The sequence below is a fragment of the Terrabacter sp. C0L_2 genome (assembly GCF_036352015.1).
Taxonomy (GTDB): domain Bacteria; phylum Actinomycetota; class Actinomycetes; order Actinomycetales; family Dermatophilaceae; genus Terrabacter; species Terrabacter tumescens.
In genome coordinates this window covers 1,792,185-1,809,670 of sequence record NZ_CP143557.1, presented here as the reverse complement: position 1 = coordinate 1,809,670, position 17,486 = coordinate 1,792,185, and the positions used below count along the sequence as shown (strand labels likewise).

At 70.8% G+C, this 17,486-nt stretch carries 15 protein-coding genes; 4 read left to right on the top strand and 11 right to left on the bottom strand.

Annotation, left to right across the window (positions count from 1 at the left end; genetic code table 11):
• Nucleotides 1-31: 31 nt before the first annotated feature.
• From U5C87_RS08430 to U5C87_RS08410, 5 genes are all read right to left on the bottom strand, one after another.
• Nucleotides 32-1,540 carry a polysaccharide biosynthesis protein gene (locus U5C87_RS08430; RefSeq protein WP_330476150.1) on the bottom strand — a complete coding sequence of 503 codons (1,509 nt, stop codon included), beginning with the start codon at nucleotides 1,538-1,540 and terminating at the stop codon, nucleotides 32-34.
• A complete protein-coding gene (locus tag U5C87_RS08425) occupies nucleotides 1,537-2,748 on the bottom strand; it encodes a DegT/DnrJ/EryC1/StrS family aminotransferase (RefSeq protein WP_330476149.1) in 1,212 nt (403 codons plus the stop codon). The genes U5C87_RS08430 and U5C87_RS08425 overlap by 4 nt, the downstream gene beginning before the upstream one ends.
• A complete protein-coding gene (locus U5C87_RS08420; protein ID WP_330476148.1) occupies nucleotides 2,741-3,388 on the bottom strand; it encodes a response regulator transcription factor in 648 nt (215 codons plus the stop codon). Before U5C87_RS08420 ends, U5C87_RS08425 begins: the two co-directional genes overlap by 8 nt.
• A gap of 63 nt (nucleotides 3,389-3,451) precedes the next feature.
• Nucleotides 3,452-4,099, bottom strand: a complete 648-nt coding sequence (locus U5C87_RS08415; RefSeq protein ID WP_330476147.1) for a response regulator transcription factor — start codon at nucleotides 4,097-4,099, stop codon at nucleotides 3,452-3,454.
• A gap of 24 nt (nucleotides 4,100-4,123) precedes the next feature.
• On the bottom strand, nucleotides 4,124-4,750 hold the full coding sequence (locus U5C87_RS08410) for a sensor histidine kinase (protein WP_330476146.1): 627 nt from the start codon (nucleotides 4,748-4,750) through the stop codon (nucleotides 4,124-4,126).
• A 383-nt stretch (nucleotides 4,751-5,133) separates the two neighbouring features.
• On the opposite strand from U5C87_RS08410, the gene U5C87_RS08405 reads away from it, so the two are divergent.
• The gene (locus tag U5C87_RS08405) at nucleotides 5,134-7,356 is read left to right on the top strand and encodes an NADP-dependent isocitrate dehydrogenase (protein ID WP_330476145.1); all 2,223 of its coding nucleotides are present in this window, start codon (nucleotides 5,134-5,136) and stop codon (nucleotides 7,354-7,356) included.
• Between the two features lie 98 nt (nucleotides 7,357-7,454).
• Nucleotides 7,455-8,369, top strand: coding sequence for a DUF2199 domain-containing protein (locus tag U5C87_RS08400; RefSeq protein ID WP_330476144.1), 915 nt, complete (start codon nucleotides 7,455-7,457; stop codon nucleotides 8,367-8,369).
• Nucleotides 8,370-8,466: 97 nt separating this feature from the next.
• Here the strand turns inward: U5C87_RS08400 and U5C87_RS08395 are convergent, their stop codons facing one another.
• Nucleotides 8,467-9,171 (bottom strand): FadR/GntR family transcriptional regulator, encoded by a 705-nt coding sequence (locus U5C87_RS08395; protein WP_330476143.1) that lies wholly within the window; start codon nucleotides 9,169-9,171, stop codon nucleotides 8,467-8,469.
• Nucleotides 9,172-9,330: 159 nt separating this feature from the next.
• Between U5C87_RS08395 and U5C87_RS08390 the strand changes: the two genes are divergently transcribed.
• Together U5C87_RS08390 and U5C87_RS08385 are read left to right on the top strand one after the other, a co-directional pair.
• On the top strand, nucleotides 9,331-9,864 hold the full coding sequence (locus U5C87_RS08390) for a gluconokinase (protein ID WP_330476142.1): 534 nt from the start codon (nucleotides 9,331-9,333) through the stop codon (nucleotides 9,862-9,864).
• Complete coding sequence (locus U5C87_RS08385; RefSeq protein ID WP_330476141.1) at nucleotides 9,861-11,255, top strand: GntP family permease; 1,395 nt, start codon at nucleotides 9,861-9,863, stop codon at nucleotides 11,253-11,255. The genes U5C87_RS08390 and U5C87_RS08385 overlap by 4 nt, the downstream gene beginning before the upstream one ends.
• Before the next feature lie 199 nt (nucleotides 11,256-11,454).
• On the opposite strand, the gene U5C87_RS08380 is transcribed toward U5C87_RS08385, so the two are convergent.
• The 5 genes from U5C87_RS08380 to topA form a co-directional block, all read right to left on the bottom strand.
• Nucleotides 11,455-12,669: an acyl-CoA dehydrogenase family protein gene (locus U5C87_RS08380; protein ID WP_330476140.1), complete on the bottom strand. Its 1,215-nt coding sequence runs from the start codon at nucleotides 12,667-12,669 to the stop codon at nucleotides 11,455-11,457.
• Between the two features lie 11 nt (nucleotides 12,670-12,680).
• A complete protein-coding gene (locus U5C87_RS08375; RefSeq protein ID WP_330476139.1) occupies nucleotides 12,681-13,148 on the bottom strand; it encodes an SCP2 sterol-binding domain-containing protein in 468 nt (155 codons plus the stop codon).
• A 56-nt stretch (nucleotides 13,149-13,204) separates the two neighbouring features.
• Complete coding sequence (locus U5C87_RS08370; RefSeq protein WP_330476138.1) at nucleotides 13,205-14,008, bottom strand: PIG-L deacetylase family protein; 804 nt, start codon at nucleotides 14,006-14,008, stop codon at nucleotides 13,205-13,207.
• A gap of 12 nt (nucleotides 14,009-14,020) precedes the next feature.
• Nucleotides 14,021-14,515 (bottom strand): GNAT family N-acetyltransferase, encoded by a 495-nt coding sequence (locus U5C87_RS08365; RefSeq protein WP_330476137.1) that lies wholly within the window; start codon nucleotides 14,513-14,515, stop codon nucleotides 14,021-14,023.
• 195 nt (nucleotides 14,516-14,710) lie between these two features.
• Nucleotides 14,711-17,482 carry a type I DNA topoisomerase gene (topA, locus tag U5C87_RS08360; RefSeq protein WP_330476136.1) on the bottom strand — a complete coding sequence of 924 codons (2,772 nt, stop codon included), beginning with the start codon at nucleotides 17,480-17,482 and terminating at the stop codon, nucleotides 14,711-14,713.
• Nucleotides 17,483-17,486 lie beyond the last annotated feature (4 nt).

The window sequence follows — 17,486 nt, the reverse complement described above, 5'->3', positions numbered from 1 at the left end:
ACGAGTCAGGCGCCGGGTGCCTTCGAGGGGTTCAGAAGTCGTCGGGGTAGAGCGCACCGAAGCTGGACGGCGCGCTCTGCAGGGGCCGGTCGTAGTTGCCGAGGATCTCGGCGAGACGGTTCTTCACCTCGTCCACCGCGTTGCGCGAGGCCGCCCGGAAGAGGCCCTCGAGCTGGGTGTCGAACTCCGGGTGCATCTGCCCGGCCGCGGTGCTGAAGATCCGCGGGTGCGACGTGTCGACCTGCTGCTCGTGCGAGGCGAAGAGCGCCTCATGGAGCTTCTCGCCCGGACGCAGCCCGGTGAACCGCACGTTCGGCCCCTCGAAGCCGATCTGGCGGGCATAGTTGTCGACGAGGTCCATGATCCGCACCGGCTTGCCCATGTCGAGGACGAACGTCTCTCCCCCTCGCGCCAGGTGCGCGGCCTCCAGGACGAGTCCCACCGCCTCCTCGATCGTCATGAAGAAGCGCGTGACGTCCGGGTGGGTGACGGTGATCGGTTCGTCGTTGCGCATCTGCTCCGCGAGGACGGACAGCAGGGACCCGCGGCTGCCCAGCACGTTGCCGAAGCGGACGGCGGCCACGACGGTCCCGGCTCCGAGCGGGGCGGCCTGCTTGATGACGAGCTCGGCGAGCTGCTTCGTCGCTCCCAGGACCGAGGTGGGGTCGGCGGCCTTGTCAGTCGAGATGAGGATGAAGCGACCGACGCCGGCGGACACTGCGGCGCGCACGAGGTTGAGGGTGCCGATGACGTTCGACTTCACGCCCTCGCACGGGTGACGTTCGAGCATCGGCAGGTGCTTGAGCGCTGCCGCGTGGAAGATCACGTCGGGGCGCAGGTCCTCGATGACCTGGGTGACGCGGTCGGCGTCCCGGATGTCGGCCACCACGATGTCGTCCGAGTCGAGCAGTCCCTCGCCCGTGAGCTCGAGCTGCAACCGGTGCAGGTTGGACTCGTCGTGGTCGAGCATGACGAGTCGCTCGGGCTCGAAGCCACTGACCTGGCGGCACAGCTCGCTGCCGATGGACCCACCGGCCCCGGTCACCAGCACGCGCGCGCCGGCGATGGTGCGTGCAGCCTCGGGCGAGACGACATGCATCTCCGGGCGCCCGATGAGCTGGCCCACCTCGAGGGACCGCAGGTCGGTGCCGGCGGCGTCACGCTGCAGCAGGGAGACGAACGACGGAAGGTGGCGCACGCTCGCCCCGACGCGCGCCGCCGTCATGGCGAGGAGCCGCACCTGCGCGGCCGGCAGTCCCGGGATTGCCAGGAGCACGACGTCGACGCGCTGCACCGTGGCCACGGCGAGCAGGTCGGCGAGCGCACCGAGGACGGGCAGCCGGCGAACGACTCGCTTGTCGGTGTCGTCGTCGAGGAACCCGATCGGCGCGAGGCCGAAGTCGGGCACCTTCTGCAGGTCGCGCGCCAGCGCCCGCCCGGCCTCGCCTGCTCCGACGATGAGGGTGCGAAGCCCCTTCTGCATCGTCGGGATGAAGCCGAGCTCGGCGGGGGTCCACTGGTACTGGAGTGCTGTGGTCACGAGGCCCTTCCCTCCTCGGCGAGCGCGGCACACACCGCGTCCACCTCTGCGTCCGAGATGATGGCGTCCATGGGCAGGGACAGGGTGCGTTCGAACACCCCGTCGGCGCCCGGGAGGCCGGCTGCTGGTTGCAGGCACTGACCCCGGTACCAGCTGAGCTGGTGCACCGGGATGAAGTGCACCGAGGTCCCGATGCCGCGCTCGCGCAGGCGGTCGATCAGCTCGTCGCGTCCGACGCGGTAGTCGGGCAGGACGCGGACGGCATACAGGTGCCACGCGTGGGTGCCGTCGACCGGGCGTGGGGGCAGCCGGAGCCCGGGCACCCAGGCCAGAGCCGCGTCGTAGCGGGCGGCGACCGCGCGACGACGGGTCTGCATCTGGTCGAAGCAGCGCAGCTGCGCACGACCCATCGCCGCCTGGACGTCGGTCATGTTGGCCTTGATGCCGTCGACGGCCACGTCGTAGCGCCAGCCGCCGCCCGGCAGGTAGCGGCGCCACGCGTCCTTCGACATCCCGTGCAGGCGCATCTGTCGGATGCGTGCCGCGAGGTCCGGGTCGTCCGTCGTGACCATGCCGCCCTCCCCGATGGGCAGGTTCTTGGTCGCGTAGAAGCTGAAGCACGTGGCGCGCGAGATGCTCCCCACGGGCGTCTGGCCGACCCAGGTGCCGAGCGCGTGCGCCGCGTCCTCGACGACGTGGTGGAGCGGGACCCCCGCGGCCTCGGCGATGGCGGCCACGTCGGTGGGGAGACCAGCGAGGTGGATGACGACGAGGGCATCCACCCCGCCACACTCCCGGGCTGCGGCCGCCGCGGTGGCCGGGGACGGCATACCCGTCACGTCGTCGACGTCGGCCAGCACGGCCAGGTGCCCCGCGTGGGCGATGGCTGCGGCTGCGCCGCAGAACGTCATGGTCGACATCAGCACCTTCGACCGTGGCGGCAGCTGGAGGGCACGCAGGGACAGCTCGAGCGCGGCGGTGCACGAGCTGACCGCCACGGCCTCGTCGGCGCTCACGTAGCGGGCGAACTCGTCCTCGAAGTCGACCACCTGCTGGCCGGAGGTGATCCAGCCCGTGGCCAGGACGTCGAGCACCGCGCGGCCGGCCTCGGGAGAGATGTACGTGCGCGTGAACGGCACCGGCGTTCCGTGGCCCTCGGGGGCCTTCCGGACGCGCGCCGCAGGGAGCGGGCGGGCCAGCTCAACCATGGGTGGTCTCCATCTCCTGGCTGACGGCGATGGCCGCCGCGGCCGATCGGACGTGCAGCTTGCGCAGGATGCGCCGCACGTAGGTGCGCACGGTGTTGTCGGACAGCTCCAGCGCGAGGCCCACCTCCTGGCGGGTCATGCCGGTGGCGAGGCAGGCCAGCACGTCCGACTCGCGCTGGGTCAGCCGGCGCGTCGAGAGCGTCGTCGCCCGACCTCGGTCGTCGAGACGGGACACCAGCAGCGCGCGCAGGGCCTCGGTCGGGAAGTAGGGCTCACCCCGGCTCACCTCCCGCAGAGCGGCCAGCAGCTCGTCGAGACCGTCGTTGAGCGTGACCCAGCCCATTGCGCCGGAAGCGATGGCGTCGAGGATCCTCGGCTCCTCCTCGGCGTCCGCGACGAGGACGATGCCGAGGTCGGGGTGCTCGCGCGAGGTGTCGCTCAGGACCTGGAGGAGCGTCTGGGCGCCGAACCCCAGCATCAGCACGTCGGACGCGTCGAGCAGACCCTCGCTGACGGCGAGGTCCAGCGACCTGCACGTTCCTGTCACCACCAGGTCGGTGGTCTCGCCGAGGCAGCGGCTCAGGGCATCAAGCAGGCCCTGGTTGCTGTCGACCATCGCGACTCGGGTGGCACCGTCCATGAATGGCAGCGTGCCGGTCCGTCGGCGAGGGCGAACCCTCCGCGCGCGGGACCTCGTCGTACGTCAAAAGGATGACGCCCTGACGTGCGCCGGCCACGGCACGTGACGGGCATGAGCCGCAACCAGGGCAGAGGCCTGCAGCCGCGAGTGGACGCCGAGCTTGGCCAGGACGTTCTGCACGTGCGTGCGCGCGGTGCTCGGGCGCACCTGGAGCATCTTGGCGATCTGGACGGTGCTCAGGCCGTCCACGATGCAGCGGAGCACCTGCCACTCCCGGTCCGTCAGGAAGTTCAGCATCCACAGCTGGTCGTCGCCGTGGTCCCGTGCCCTCAGGGAGTCCTGGAGGAGCGACGGGTCGATCGCGAGCTGTCCCCTCGCCGCCGTGGCGATGGCCTCGAGCAGCTCCCGGAGCGGACGGTCCTTGCGCACGAAGCCGGCTGCGCCCGCCGCGATGGCTCCTGTGACCACCTGCAGCGACGCGTCCCCGGAAAAGAGGACGACCTTGGTCTCCGGCGAGGCGGCGCGGATCTCGGCGATCGCCTCGATGCCGGACCCTTCCGGGTAGTGGGCGTCCAGGAGGCACACCTGGGGCTGGTGCTCGCGCACCGCGTCGATCGCCTCCTGCGGAGAACGGGTCTTGACGACGTCGTGTCCCTCCTCGGACAACGCGACGCCAAGGGCATCGAGGATCAGCGCATGGTCATCACACACGACCAGTCTCATGGCTCGCTCCGCTCACGAGACGGCAAGGTGCACGGTGCCCGCCGGCAGGGCTATCTCCGCCACGGCGCCGCCGCCGTCGGCCGCGCTGAGGGAGAAGGCGCCCCTGCACGCCGCGACCATGGCCCGGACCGTCGTGAGGCCGAGCGACGTCCGGTGCGCGACTCTTCCCAGACCCGGACCGTCGTCGCGGACGCTGACGTGCACGACGTCGTCGACCTCCGCCACCGTCACAACGACATGGCCGTCCGGGCCACCGGCCCGGACCGCATTGTCGAGGAGGCACCCCAGGGCACGACCGAGGGCCACGGGTCGAGCCCAGGCCCAGCCGTCGCTCACGGCTCGAACCGTGATGCTCGCCGCCGTGCTGCACCGCGCCCGTTCCGCTGCGGCCCTCGCGGCTGCCCCCACCTCGACCCACTGGAGATCGTCCTCGGCGGCTTGGTCCAGGCTCGAGGCCACGAGCTCCGCAAGCCACTGCGCTTGTCGGCTGATCGCCTCGAGCTTGCCGCCCACGTCCCCCTTGGCGGACGTCGACAGCAGCATGATCGCCGCCAGCGGCTCCCTCAGGTCGTGGCACAGCGCACGGATGGTGTCGATCTCCCCGGTCCCCCCGAGCAGGCCATCGCTCTGCTCAAACATCTTGGTGCCCTCCAGCTCCCTCGGCCATGCGACATGGCCGCCCTACCAGGCTCAACGTGGTTGTAAGCCACGAGGGACCGCCGACCCTCTTCGGAGGTAACCCTCGACGCGATCAGGGTAAGTCGCTGCGGAACCGATGGACGTGGATCCCCGAATCTGCTGGGAGCAACGGTGCCAAGAGCCGTCAAAGGTCGCCATCCGCACAAAGGTGGGAGGAACGGCAACGGGGATGCCTCAGGGCCGCCCTCCCGACAGGATGGGACGGCGGCCCCACCGCGCCACCCCATCGGATATCTTGATATCAAGATTTATCCGGGATCCACCGGCGTCGCACCGACACCATCGGACGACGGCACCACCAGCAACCCGAACGGAGCACCGCGTTGGACTCGACCATCATCTACACGCACACAGACGAGGCACCCGCCCTGGCCACGGCCTCGCTGCTGCCCATCGTCTCGGCCTTCGCCAAGCAGGCCGGCGTCGACGTCGAGACGCGTGACATCTCGCTCTCGGGTCGCATCATCGCGGCCTTCCCGGACGCCCTGAAGCCGGAGCAGCGCATCGGCGACGCCCTGGCCGAGCTCGGCGCCCTCGCCAAGACGCCCGAGGCCAACATCATCAAGCTGCCCAACGTGTCGGCGTCGATCCCGCAGCTCAAGGCCGCGATCGCGGAGCTCCAGGCTGCCGGCTACGCGCTGCCCGACTACCCCGACAACCCGAGCACCGACGAGGAGAAGGCGGCGCGGGCGGCCTACGACAAGATCAAGGGATCTGCCGTCAACCCCGTTCTGCGCGAAGGCAACTCGGACCGCCGCGCGCCTGCGTCGGTCAAGAGCTACGCGCGCAAGCACCCGCACTCCATGGGCGCCTGGACCGCCGAGTCCAGGACCAACGTCGCGACGATGGGCGCCGACGACTTCTGCCACAACGAGAAGTCCGTCGTCATCGAGGCCGACGACACGCTGCGCGTCGAGCTCGTCGGCGCCGACGGCTCCACCACGGTGCTCAAGGAGTCCATCCCCGTCCTCGCCGGCGAGGTCGTCGACGCGACGTCGATGAACGTCGCCGCGCTGCGCGACTTCCTCTCCGAGCAGGTGAAGCGCGCCAAGGACGAGGGCGTCCTCTTCTCGGTGCACCTCAAGGCAACGATGATGAAGGTCTCCGACCCGATCATCTTCGGCCACGTCGTGCGCGCCTTCTTCCCCGACGTCTTCGAGACGTATGCCGGGTCGCTGGCCTCCGTCGGCGCGTCCCCCAACGACGGGCTCGGCGCCGTGCTCAAGGCCGTCGAGGGCCTGCCCGCCGACGAGCGGGCCGAGGTCGAGGCCGCGGTCGCCAAGGGCTTCGAGGACGGGCCGGCCATCGCGATGGTCGACTCCGACAAGGGCATCACCAACCTGCACGTCCCGAGCGACGTCATCGTCGACGCGTCGATGCCGGCGATGATCCGCACGTCGGGCCACATGTGGAACCGCGACGGCGCCGAGCAGGACACCCTCGCGGTGCTGCCCGACAGCTCCTACGCAGGGATCTACCAGGTCGTCATCGACGACTGCCGCGCCAACGGCGCCTACGACCCCGCCACGATGGGCTCGGTCGCCAACGTCGGCCTCATGGCCCAGGCGGCGGAGGAGTACGGCAGCCACGACAAGACGTTCGAGATCCCCGCCGACGGCACCGTGCGCGTCGTCGACGGCTCCGGCACGACGCTCCTCGAGCACGCCGTGTCCGCCGGTGACATCTGGCGCGCCTGCCAGACCAAGGACGTCCCGATCCGCGACTGGGTCAAGCTCGCCGTCATCCGCGCCCGCGCCACGGGCACGCCGGCCGTCTTCTGGCTCGACGCCGACCGCGCCCACGACGCCAACCTCATCACCAAGGTCAACGAGTACCTCACGGAGCACGACACCGACGGGCTCACGATCGAGATCATGAAGCCGACCGATGCGATCGCCTACTCCCTCGGGCGCATCCGCAAGGGCGAGGACACGATCTCGGTCACCGGCAACGTGCTGCGCGACTACCTCACCGACCTCTTCCCGATCCTCGAGCTCGGCACGTCGGCCAAGATGCTGTCGGTCGTCCCGCTCATCAACGGTGGAGGCCTCTTCGAGACGGGCGCCGGCGGGTCGGCTCCCAAGCACGTGCAGCAGCTCGTCAAGGAGAACTACCTCCGCTGGGACAGCCTCGGCGAGTTCCTCGCTCTCGCAGTCAGCTTCGAGCACCTGGCCGACGTCACCGACAACGCGCGGGCGCGCGTGCTCGGCCAGACGCTGGACCGGGCGACCGGCACGCTGCTCGACGAGAACAAGGGCCCGGCCCGCAAGGTCGGCCAGATCGACAACCGCGGCAGCCACGTCTGGCTCGCGCTCTACTGGGCGCAGGAGCTGGCCAAGCAGACCGACGACGCCGCCCTGGCCGAGACGTTCGCGCCGGTGGCGCAGGCGCTCTCGGACAACATCGCCACGATCTCCCAGGAGCTCGTCGACGCCCAGGGCCACCCGGTCGACATCGGCGGCTACTACCGCCCCGACGCCGACAAGGTCGCGTCGGTGATGCGTCCGTCGAAGACCTTCAACGAGATCATCGACGCGCTCGCCTGACCTGACCCGCAGCGGACCCACCGCACGCACGAGGTGCCCACCCGACCGTCCCGGTCGGGTGGGCACTTTCGCGTGCGCCGTCGTGTGACACTTCGACCATGACCCTCGGCCTGGACTTCGCCCTCCGCGACGACGAGCAGCAGTGCCCCGACTGCGGCGGCCGCCGTGTCGCCCACGCCGGGTCGGTCGACGGGCTGGGCGACGGTCTGCAGGCACGGTTCCGCGCGTTCGAGTACGACCACGAGGCGCCCGAGGTCATCGTCGAGGTGACCTTCGGCCGTATGCCGGGAGCCGACTTCCGGCCCGACGAGACGTTCGCGGCCCGCTACGGCCACGTCCACGGGCAGGAGGATCCCGCCTGCACGCTCGTGACGGCCGGCGCGACGGAGGCACCGGCCGTCGACCTCGGGCGACGGCTGGAGAGGCCGGAGGCTCTCGGGCACCCTCGGCTCGAGCAGTTCTGGGAGGTCAACGACCTCGTGCTGGAGCACCTCGCCGGAGAGCACGGCACCGCCTGCTCGTGCTGCGGTGGCGACCTGGACGAGTTCGACCGGCACGTCCGCTTCCGCCTCCCGGACGTGATCGCAGCCCTGCCCGACGCCGAGCACACCGCCGGTGTCGGCCTGAGCAACCACGACCCGGAGCGCGCCGACTTCCTCGAGTCGGTCGACCACGGCTGCTTCGTCCGCTCGCTGCTGCGCCTGCCGTTGACGGGCGGCTACGCGCTCACCTTCGGCGTGTGGCTCGAGGTCTCACCCGAGACGGCCCAGCGGATCGGGCGGCTGTGGTCGAGCGACCTCTACTTCACGCTCGCCTTCGAGGGCAGGCTCGCCAACGCGCTGCCCCTCGTCGGCGCACTCGGCGCCCCGGTCACCGCGGGCGCGCCCATGCCCGCCGAGGGCATCCCGCTCGTGCGGACCTCGACGGACCCGGCACTGGCACAGGCCCTCACGGTCCCCCAGGACGCTGCCGCCGCGTTCGAGGCGGCCGGGATGGCGCCCCCGCTCGGCTGAGCACCGCCGAGCACCAGCCGGGCACACGGCATACGGCCTAGTCGAGGAGCACGGCCGCCAGAGATGACGACAGGTCCTGCGAACCACCTTGTGGGGTCTAGGAGTCCGACTCCCGCAGGGCGTCGCTGGCCTCGGCGATGATGGCCTGCATCGCCGCCGCTGCCGCCGCCCCGTCCCCGGACTGGACCGCCTCGGCGACGTCGCCGTGCAGGCGCACGGCGACGGGGTTGGGCGTCGTCGGCATGAGGTCGTGGTGGGTGCGGCCTGCCAGCACCTCGCTGACGACGTCGGAGAGGGCCGCGAGCATCTCGTTGCCCGAGGCAGCGAGCAGCGTCGAGTGGAAGAGCTGGTCGGCCTCGAGGTAGGCCTCGAGGTCACCGGACTTGGCGTGGACCGCCATCTGCATGACGGCCCCGACGAGGACCCCGCACTGCTCGGGGGTGGCCCGGGCGGCCGCGAGCTCGGCCGCGACGGGCTCGACGCCCCGACGCACGTCACCGAGCGAGAGCAGCTGCTCCTCCCGGCCCGGGCCGTCGAGGCGCCAGCGGATGACTCGTGGGTCGAAGACGTTCCACGAGGTGCTCGGCAGGACGCGGACACCCACGCGCTTGCGCGCCTCGACCAAGCCCATCGAGTCGAGCACGCGGACCGCCTCGCGCACGACCGACCGCGACACCCCGTATCGCTCGTCGAGCTGGTCGATGCGGATCACCGTGCCGGGTGCCAGCTCGCCGGAGACGACCTGCCGTCCGAGGGCGTCGAGGACGCTCGCGTGGAGCGCGGGGCGGCGGTCGGCGGGCACGGCCCCAGCCTGACACACGGCAGCCATGCTCCACGCCGACCGTCATTAAAACCGTTTTATTCGGCCTGAGGACTTGATAAGACGCCCTTCTTGCCTCACTCTAGGTCGAGCGACTCGACGAAGACGTCGTTCGAGCCGGACGAAGGAGTCACGGAGAACATGCAGCACCACCACCCACCACCCCTGGTCGTCGTCATGGGGGTGTCCGGCTCGGGCAAGACCACCGTCGGCGCGGCCCTCGCGCAGCGGCTGCGCGTCCCCTTCGCGGACGCCGACGACTTCCACCCCGAGGCCAACATCGCCAAGATGTCGGCCGGCATCCCGCTGACCGACGACGACCGCGGCCCGTGGCTCGCGACGATCGCCAGCTGGCTGGGTGAGCACGCGACGAGCGGCGGCGTCGCCAGCTGCTCGGCGCTCAAGCGCGCCTACCGCGACGTCCTCGCGGCAGCGGCCCCCCAGGTCTTCTTCGTGCACCTGCACGGCGACCCGGACGTCATCGCCGCCCGCGTGGCCGGGCGTCCCGGCCACTTCATGCCGGCAGCCCTGGTCGAGTCGCAGTTCGCGACGCTCGAGCCCCTCGAGCCGGCTGAGCACGGAGCCGTGCTCGACGTCGACCAGCCCGTCGACGACCTCGTCGGCCAGTCCGTCATCCTCCTGCACCCCCGCGACCCGGAAGCGACCAGCTCATGACCACCGACCTGCTCTCCCTGCTGCCCGGCTCGGCGCTGACGGCAGACACCCTGCCGGACATCCCGGCCGGACGACTCGTGCCCGCGGCGCTGCTCGGCATCGCCGTGCTCGTGCTGCTCATCGTGCGGTTCAAGCTGCACCCCTTCCTGTCCCTGACGCTGGGCTCGCTCACCGTCGGCGCGGTCGCCGGCGTGCCCATGGCCGACGTGCTCGACAGCTTCACCAAGGGCTTCGGCAGCACCGCTGCGGGCGTCGGCATCCTCATCGCCCTCGGCGCGATGTTCGGCAAGCTGCTCGCCGACTCGGGCGGCGCGGACGAGATCGTCGACACGATCATCGGCCGCAGCGGGCCCCGGACCCTCCCGTGGGCGATGGCCGGCGTGGGCGCGATCATCGGCCTGCCGATGTTCTTCGAGATCGGCCTCGTCCTGCTGATGCCGGTGATCTTCCTCGTGGCCCGACGCTCCGGGCTCTCGCTCGTGCGCGTCGGCATCCCGGCGCTCGCCGGCCTGTCGGCCATGCACGGCCTCGTGCCGCCGCACCCCGGCCCGCTCGTCGCGATCGACGCCCTCAAGGCCGACCTCGGCGTCACGCTCGGCCTCGGCATCATCGTCGCCATCCCGACGATCGCCGTCGCCGGCCCGTGGTTCGCCCGCCTGGCGGCCCGCTGGGTCGACGTCCCCGCGCCGGAGCTGTTCGAGGCGCGCGAGTCCGAGACCGGCCCCCGCCCGTCCTTCGCCGTGACGATGCTGACCGTCCTGACGCCCGTCGTGCTCATGATGGGCAAGGCCCTGGCCGACATCCTCGCCGACAAGGGCACGCCGGCCCGCACCGTCCTCGACTTCCTCGGCACGCCGCTCATCGCGCTGCTCATCGCCGTCATCCTCGCGATGTTCACGCTCGGCCGCGGCGCCGGCATGGGCATCAAGGAGGTCGGCTCCTCGCTCGAGGCCTCGCTCGGCCCGATCGCCGGCATCATCCTCATCGTCGCGGCCGGTGGCGGCTTCAAGCAGACCCTCGTCGACACCGGCATCGGCCAGCTCGTCGCCGACTGGATCGCCGGGAGCGGCCTGTCCGTGCTGCTGCTCGCGTGGCTCGTCGCGGTGCTCATCCGCCTCGCGACCGGCTCGGCCACGGTCGCGACGGTCACGGCCTCCGGCATCCTCGCGCCGCTCGCGGCCGGCATGCCGACGACCCAGGTCTCGCTCATGGTCCTCGCAATCGGGGCGGGCTCGGTGTTCTTCTCGCACGTCAACGACGCCGGCTTCTGGCTCGTCAAGGAGTACTTCGGCCTCAAGGTCGGCCAGACCATCAAGTCCTGGTCGGTGATGGAGACGATCCTGTCGGTGACCGGCCTCGTCCTCGTCCTGCTCCTCGACATCGTCGTCTAGCGCAGCTCCCGACACCCGCCACCGCAGACCACTGCAGACCACTGCACCGTCGAGAGGCCAGTGTCTGCGGGTGTCGCCGAGTCGAGAGGCCAGTTCTCGTGAGGAGAACTGGCCTCTCGACGTCTGGGGACCCACGAACTCTGGCCTCTCGACGGTCAGAGCTGGGTGGGTCAGAACTGGGTGGGTCAGAGGTGGATTGTCAGTGGATGCGGACTCCGCTGATGGCGCGGGCGATGACGATCCGCTGGATCTCGCTCGTGCCCTCGAAGATCGTGTAGATCTTCGCGTCGCGCGACCACCGCTCGACTGGGTGGTCGGTGACGTAGCCGGCGCCGCCGAGGATCTGCACCGCCTTGTCGGTGACCGCCACCGCGACCTCGCCGGCCTTGAGCTTGCTCATCGAGCCCTCGGCCGCCGTGAACGGCTGGTTGGTGCGGCCCATCCACGACGCGCGCCAGACGAGCAGCCGGGCCGCGTCGATCTCGGTCCTCATGTCGGCGAGGGCGAAGGCGATCGCCTGGTTCTCGATGATCGGCCGACCGAAGGCCACGCGGTCCTTGGCGTAGTCGAGGGCGTACTCGTATGCCGCCCGCGCGATCCCCAGCGCCTGCGCCCCGACCGTGGGGCGCGAGATCTCGAACGTCCGCATGGCTGCCTGGCTGCTCGACGCACCTCCCTCACGGGCCCGGGCGAGGCGCTCGTCGAGCTTGTCCTTGCCGCCGAGCAGGCACGACCCCGGCACGCGCACGTCGTCGAGGAAGACGTCGGCGGTGTGCGAGGCGCGCAGCCCGAGCTTGCGCAGCTTCTTCGCACCCTCGATCCCCCTGGTCCCGGGCGGGACGACGAACGCCGCCTGCCCGCGCGAGCCGAGCTCCGGGTCGACGACGGCAGTGACGACGTGCACGTTCGCGATGCCGCCGTTGGTGATGTAGGCCTTCTGGCCGTTGATCACCCACTCGTCGGTCGCCTCGTCGTAGCGGGCACGGGTGCGCATGGCCCCGACGTCGGAGCCGGCCTGCGGCTCGGTGGTGGCGAACGCCGCGAGCTTGGGGTCGTCGGCGTCGCCGTAGCACTGCGGCAGCCACTCGACCATCTGGTCGGGCGTGCCGGAGCCGTAGATGGCCGCCACGGCGAGGGTCGTGCCGAAGATCGACATCCCGATGCCGGCGTCACCCCAGAAGAGCTCCTCGTTGGCGAGGTTGATCGAGATGCCGGTGGGGTCGGACCAGCACTGCGCGAGGAACTCGAAGCCGTAGAGACCGTTCCTCGCCGCCTCCTGGATGACCGGCCACGGCGTCTCCTCGCGGGCGTCCCACTCGGCGGCCGCCGGGCGCACGACGTCGGCGGCGAAGCCGTGCACCCAGTCGCGCAGCTCGGTCTGGTCGTCGTCGAGCGCGAGCGAGAACTCCACCACGACAGGACCCCTCAGGCCTTGGGGATGTCGAAGAAGTTGGCGATGTTGGCGGCGAGGCCGAGGTCGCCCTTCGCCTTGATCTTGCCGGTCATGAACATCATGACCGGGTTGCCGCTCTTGGTGATGACCTTGGTGAAGTCGACCGGCGTCATGGCCAGGGTGAGGGTGGAGTCGCCGTCGTGGCCGGGGACCGTGGTGCACGTGCCGTCGGCGAAGCGCACGGTCCACTCGTCGGCTCCGCCGTCGGGCCGGCCGGTGATGCTCCAGTGCGTCGTGGCCGTCGTGGAGCCGGCCCGGTCGGCGCGGAAGAGCTCGGGCATGCGCCGGAAGATCGCGTCGATGATCGGCTCGCGGTTGGCGCTCTCCATCACCTGCTTGACGTCCTTGTCGGACATCTCCTTGACGATGCGGATGAACTCGCCCGGCTCGACGGCGGCGATCTGCTCGGCGGTGGCGGTCGTGAAGTCTATCTCGGTCATCGGGGGTCCCTCCGGAGGAAACGGCGCTGTCGCCACGGTTGGTTACCGAGAGTAGGTTACTGGACGGTTCGGTCGTCGAGGAACCAGCCCTCCACCATCCCGTCGGGACGGCCGGGCTCGATGTAGTGCTCGCGCGCGAAGCCGACGGCGAACATCTCCACCGGCATCTGGAGCATGCCCTGGGCGTCGGACTGGCTCGCGTGCGCCTTGAGGGCCGAGCGCTTGACCTCGAGGAACTCGCTGACGTCGCAGGCCCAGTGCAGCTCGCTCTCGAGGCTGCCGAGCGGGTTGCCGTCGTCCATCGGCGCGCTGGGGTCCCACTCCCCCACGTCGAGCCCGGCCGCCATCGCCGCCTCGTGCGAGCGGATCATCGCGTCGCGGTTCATCGAGCCCTCGAGGTAGCGCGGCGTGCCGGCGAGCTCGGCCGCACGCTTGGTCACGGCGTGCACCTTGACGTGGTCGGGGTGGCCGTAGCCGCCGTGCCAGTCGTAGCCGACGACGACGTCGGCGTCCTCGTCGCGCAGGACCGCGGCCAGGCGCTCGGCGGCCTCCTCGGTGTCGGCGCGGACGAAGCTCTCCTCGTGGTCGTTCTGCGCCCACCCGGTCATGCCGGAGTCGGCGTAGCCGAGGAACTCGACTCGGTGGGTCCCGATCACGGCGTTGGACGCGGCGGCCTCGGCCCGGCGCCGCTCGACGACGGTCTCGCCCTCGGCGAGGTCGTCGGGGGCGTCGCCGTGGTCGCCGTTGGTGGCGACGACGAGGACGACGCGGTGACCCTCGCTGACGGCACGCGCCATCGATCCGGCCGACTGCGAGGCCTCGTCGTCGGGGTGGGCGTGGACGAAGACAACGGTTGACATGTGCTCAGCCTCTCACCGCGCGCCGACGTTCCCACCATCGGCGGAGGCCACCCCCGCACCGCCGGACGCCTCCGCGACGGGCAGCGTGTAGACGACGTAGCCCTCGAACGTCGCCACCTCGTCGTAGAGCCGGCGCGCCACGGCGTTGGACTCGTGGGTCTGCCAGTAGACGCTGCCGCAGCCCTGCTCGCGGGCCCAGTCGCGCACGGCGTCGATGAGCGCGGTCGCCACGCCCCGACCGCGCACGGCCGGGTCGGTGAAGAGGTCCTCCAGGTAGCAGAGGTCGGGCTCGCTCGAGCTCGGGTGCACGAGGAAGTGGGTGATCCCCACGAGCTCGCCGTCCAGCCAGGCGCCGAGTCCGTGCAGCCTTGCGCCAGAGGTGATCTCACGCCACGCCCTGTCGTATGCCGTCTGGCTGAGCTCGCGCTCGTAGAAGCCGATGTAGGCGCGGAAGAGCTCTTCCCACCGGCCCCGGTGGGCGGGCTCGAAGCCTCGGATCTCGATCACGACCCGACGCTAGCGCGACGGCGCCGGCCCCGGGAGGGCCAGCACCCGGCATACGCAATGGACCACTCTGTGGGAGGTGTGACGACGGGGCCACCCGACGGGAAGGGTGGCCATGGACGTGGGACGGGGCGGCCACTCGAGAGTCGAGTGGCCGCCCCGTCACTGGCGTCGCCGGCGTCCCGGCCGGCCGGCGGGTCAGGCCTTCTTGGCGGCGGCCTTCTTCGTCGTGCGCGTGGTCGCCTTCTTCGCGGTCTTCTTGGCCGTCTTCTTCACGGCGCGCTTGCGGGTCGTCGGGCCCTTGGCGCGCTTCTCGGCGAGCAGCTCGAAGCCGCGCTCCGGCGTGATCTCGGCCGGGTCGTCGTCCTTGCGCAGCGTCGCGTTGGTCTCGCCGTCGGTGACGTAGGGACCGAACCGGCCGTCCTTGACGACGACGGGCTTGCCGCTGACCGGGTCGGCGCCGAGCTCCTTGAGCGGCGGCGCCGCGGCGGCACGACCGCGCTGCTTGGGCTGCGCGTAGATCGCGAGCGCCTCCTCGAGCGTGATGTCGAAGAGCTGCTGCTCGGTCGTCAGCGAGCGCGAGTCCGTGCCCTTCTTGAGGTACGGGCCGTAGCGGCCGTTCTGCGCCGTGATCTCGACACCCTCGGCGTCCGCGCCCACGACCCGCGGCAGCGAGAGCAGCTTGAGCGCGTCGTCGATGGTGAGTGTCGCGAGCTCCATGTCCTTGAAGAGCGACGCGGTGCGCGGCTTGACCTTGGCCGCCTTCTTGGCCTTGGGCTTGTCTGCGGCAGAAGGCTCGTCGTCCTCGATGACCTCTGTGACGTAGGGCCCGTAGCGGCCGGCGCGAGCGACGATGTCGCGGCCGGTCTCGGGGTCCTTGCCGAGCACCTTGCCGTCGTCGGCGGCGACCTCGAGCAGCTCGCGCGCCATCTCGGGGGTCATCTCGTCCGGGGCGATGTCGTCGGTGATCGTCGCGCGCCGCGGGTTGGCCGGGACCTCGGCGCCGTCGGCGACCTCGCCCGTCGCGAGGTCGACACCGGCGGGCACGACCTCCTCGACGTAGGGACCGTAGCGACCGACGCGCACGACGATGCCGTCGCCGATCGGGATGGTGCTGATCTCCTTGGCGTCGATCTCACCGAGGTCCTCGACGAGGCTGCGCAGGCCGGCGGCCGAGGTCGCCTCCTCGCCGAAGTAGAAGCGCTTCAGCCACTCGACGCGCCCCTCGTCGCCGTTGGCGATGCGATCGAGGTCCTCCTCCATCGAGGCGGTGAACTCGTAGTCGACGAGGTTGCCGAAGTGCTCCTCGAGCAGGCGCGTCACGGCGAAGGCGAGCCACGTCGGCACGAGGGCCTGGCCCTTGGTGAAGACGTAGCCGCGGTCCTGGATCGTGCCGATCGTCGCGGCATACGTGGACGGGCGGCCGATGCCGCGCTCCTCCATCGCCTTGACGAGCGTGGCCTCGGTGAAGCGGGCGGGTGGGCTCGTCTCGTGGCCGTCGGCCTCGGCGCGCACGACCTGGAGCGGGACGCCCGCCGAGAGCTTGGGCAAGCGGCGCTCCTCGGCGGCGGCGTCGGCCTTGGCGGTGGCCTCGTCGTCGCGGCCCTCCTCGTACGCAGCGAGGAAGCCCTTGAAGGTGATGACGGTGCCGCTGGCGCTGAACTCGACGGACTGCGCGCCCTCGATCACCGTGTCGACGGCGAGCTTGACCGTGGCGGTAGAGCCGCGGGCGTCGGCCATCTGCGAGGCGACGGTGCGCTTCCAGATCAGCTCGTAGAGCGCGAACTCCTCGCCACGCAGCGAGCCGGCGACCTGGGCCGGGGAGCGGAAGCGGTCACCGGCGGGGCGGATGGCCTCGTGGGCCTCCTGCGCGTTCTTGACCTTCTTCTCGTAGCGGCGCGGGCTGTCCGGCACGTACTCGGCGCCGTACATGTCGCGGGCCTGGCTGCGCGCTGCGGTCGTCGCGGCGTCCGACAGCGTCGTGCTGTCGGTACGCATGTAGGTGATGTAGCCGTTCTCGTAGAGCCGCTGCGCGACGCGCATCGCGTTCTTGGACGACATGCGCAGCTTGCGCGAGGCCTCCTGCTGGAGGGTCGAGGTCGTGAACGGCGCCGACGGGCGGCGGGTGTACGGCTTCTCCTGGACGTCCGTGACGCGCGCCGTCAGCGGGAGGCACGCGGCAGCGATCCGGGTCGCGAGCGCCTCGTCGAGGTGGACGACGCCCTTGCCGGTCAGGCGGCCGTCGTCGGCGAAGTCGCGGCCGGTGGCGACGCGGACGCCGTCGACGGACGACAGGCGCGCGGTGAACTGCTGGCTCGCGCTGTCGGGGGTGAAGTCGCCCTCGACGTCCCAGTAGGAGGAGCGGACGAACGCCATGCGCTCGCGCTCGCGCTCGACGACCATGCGGGTCGCGACGGACTGCACGCGGCCGGCCGAGAGGCCTTGGCGGACCTTGCGCCACAGGACCGGGCTGACCTCGTAGCCGTAGAGACGGTCGAGGATTCGGCGGGTCTCCTGGGCGTCGACCATCGCGGTGTCGATCTCGCGGGTGTCGTTGACGGCGCGCTGGATCGCCTCGCGGGTGATCTCGTGGAACACCATGCGCTTGACGGGAACCCGCGGCTTGAGCGCCTCGAGCAGGTGCCACGCGATGGCCTCGCCCTCGCGGTCCTCATCGGTGGCGAGGTAGAGCTCGCTGGCGTCCTTGAGGAGGCGCTTGAGCTCGGCGACCTTCTTCTTCTTGTCCGGGTCGACGACGTAGTACGGCTCGAAGCCGTTGTCGACGTCGACGGCGAACTTGCCGAACGGGCCCTTCTTCATGTCGGCCGGCAGCTCGGACGGGTTGGGCAGGTCACGGATGTGACCGACGGACGCCTCGACCTCGAAGTCCCCTCCGAGGTAGCCGGCGATGGTCTTCGCCTTGGCGGGCGACTCCACGATGACGAGCTTGCGGCCCTTGCCTGCGGCCATGGTG

Excerpts from the sequence above, each read along its gene's own strand:
- U5C87_RS08425 (WP_330476149.1), bottom strand. The coding sequence starts at position 2,748 with ATGGTTGAGCTGGCCCGCCCGCTCCCTGCGGCGCGCGTCCGGAAGGCC.
- U5C87_RS08420 (WP_330476148.1), bottom strand. The coding sequence starts at position 3,388 with ATGGACGGTGCCACCCGAGTCGCGATGGTCGACAGCAACCAGGGCCTG.
- U5C87_RS08410 (WP_330476146.1), bottom strand. The coding sequence starts at position 4,750 with ATGTTTGAGCAGAGCGATGGCCTGCTCGGGGGGACCGGGGAGATCGAC.
- U5C87_RS08400 (WP_330476144.1), top strand. The coding sequence starts at position 7,455 with ATGACCCTCGGCCTGGACTTCGCCCTCCGCGACGACGAGCAGCAGTGC.
- U5C87_RS08390 (WP_330476142.1), top strand. The coding sequence starts at position 9,331 with ATGCAGCACCACCACCCACCACCCCTGGTCGTCGTCATGGGGGTGTCC.
- U5C87_RS08385 (WP_330476141.1), top strand. The coding sequence starts at position 9,861 with ATGACCACCGACCTGCTCTCCCTGCTGCCCGGCTCGGCGCTGACGGCA.
- U5C87_RS08375 (WP_330476139.1), bottom strand. The coding sequence starts at position 13,148 with ATGACCGAGATAGACTTCACGACCGCCACCGCCGAGCAGATCGCCGCC.
- U5C87_RS08370 (WP_330476138.1), bottom strand. The coding sequence starts at position 14,008 with ATGTCAACCGTTGTCTTCGTCCACGCCCACCCCGACGACGAGGCCTCG.
- topA (WP_330476136.1), bottom strand. The coding sequence starts at position 17,482 with ATGGCCGCAGGCAAGGGCCGCAAGCTCGTCATCGTGGAGTCGCCCGCC.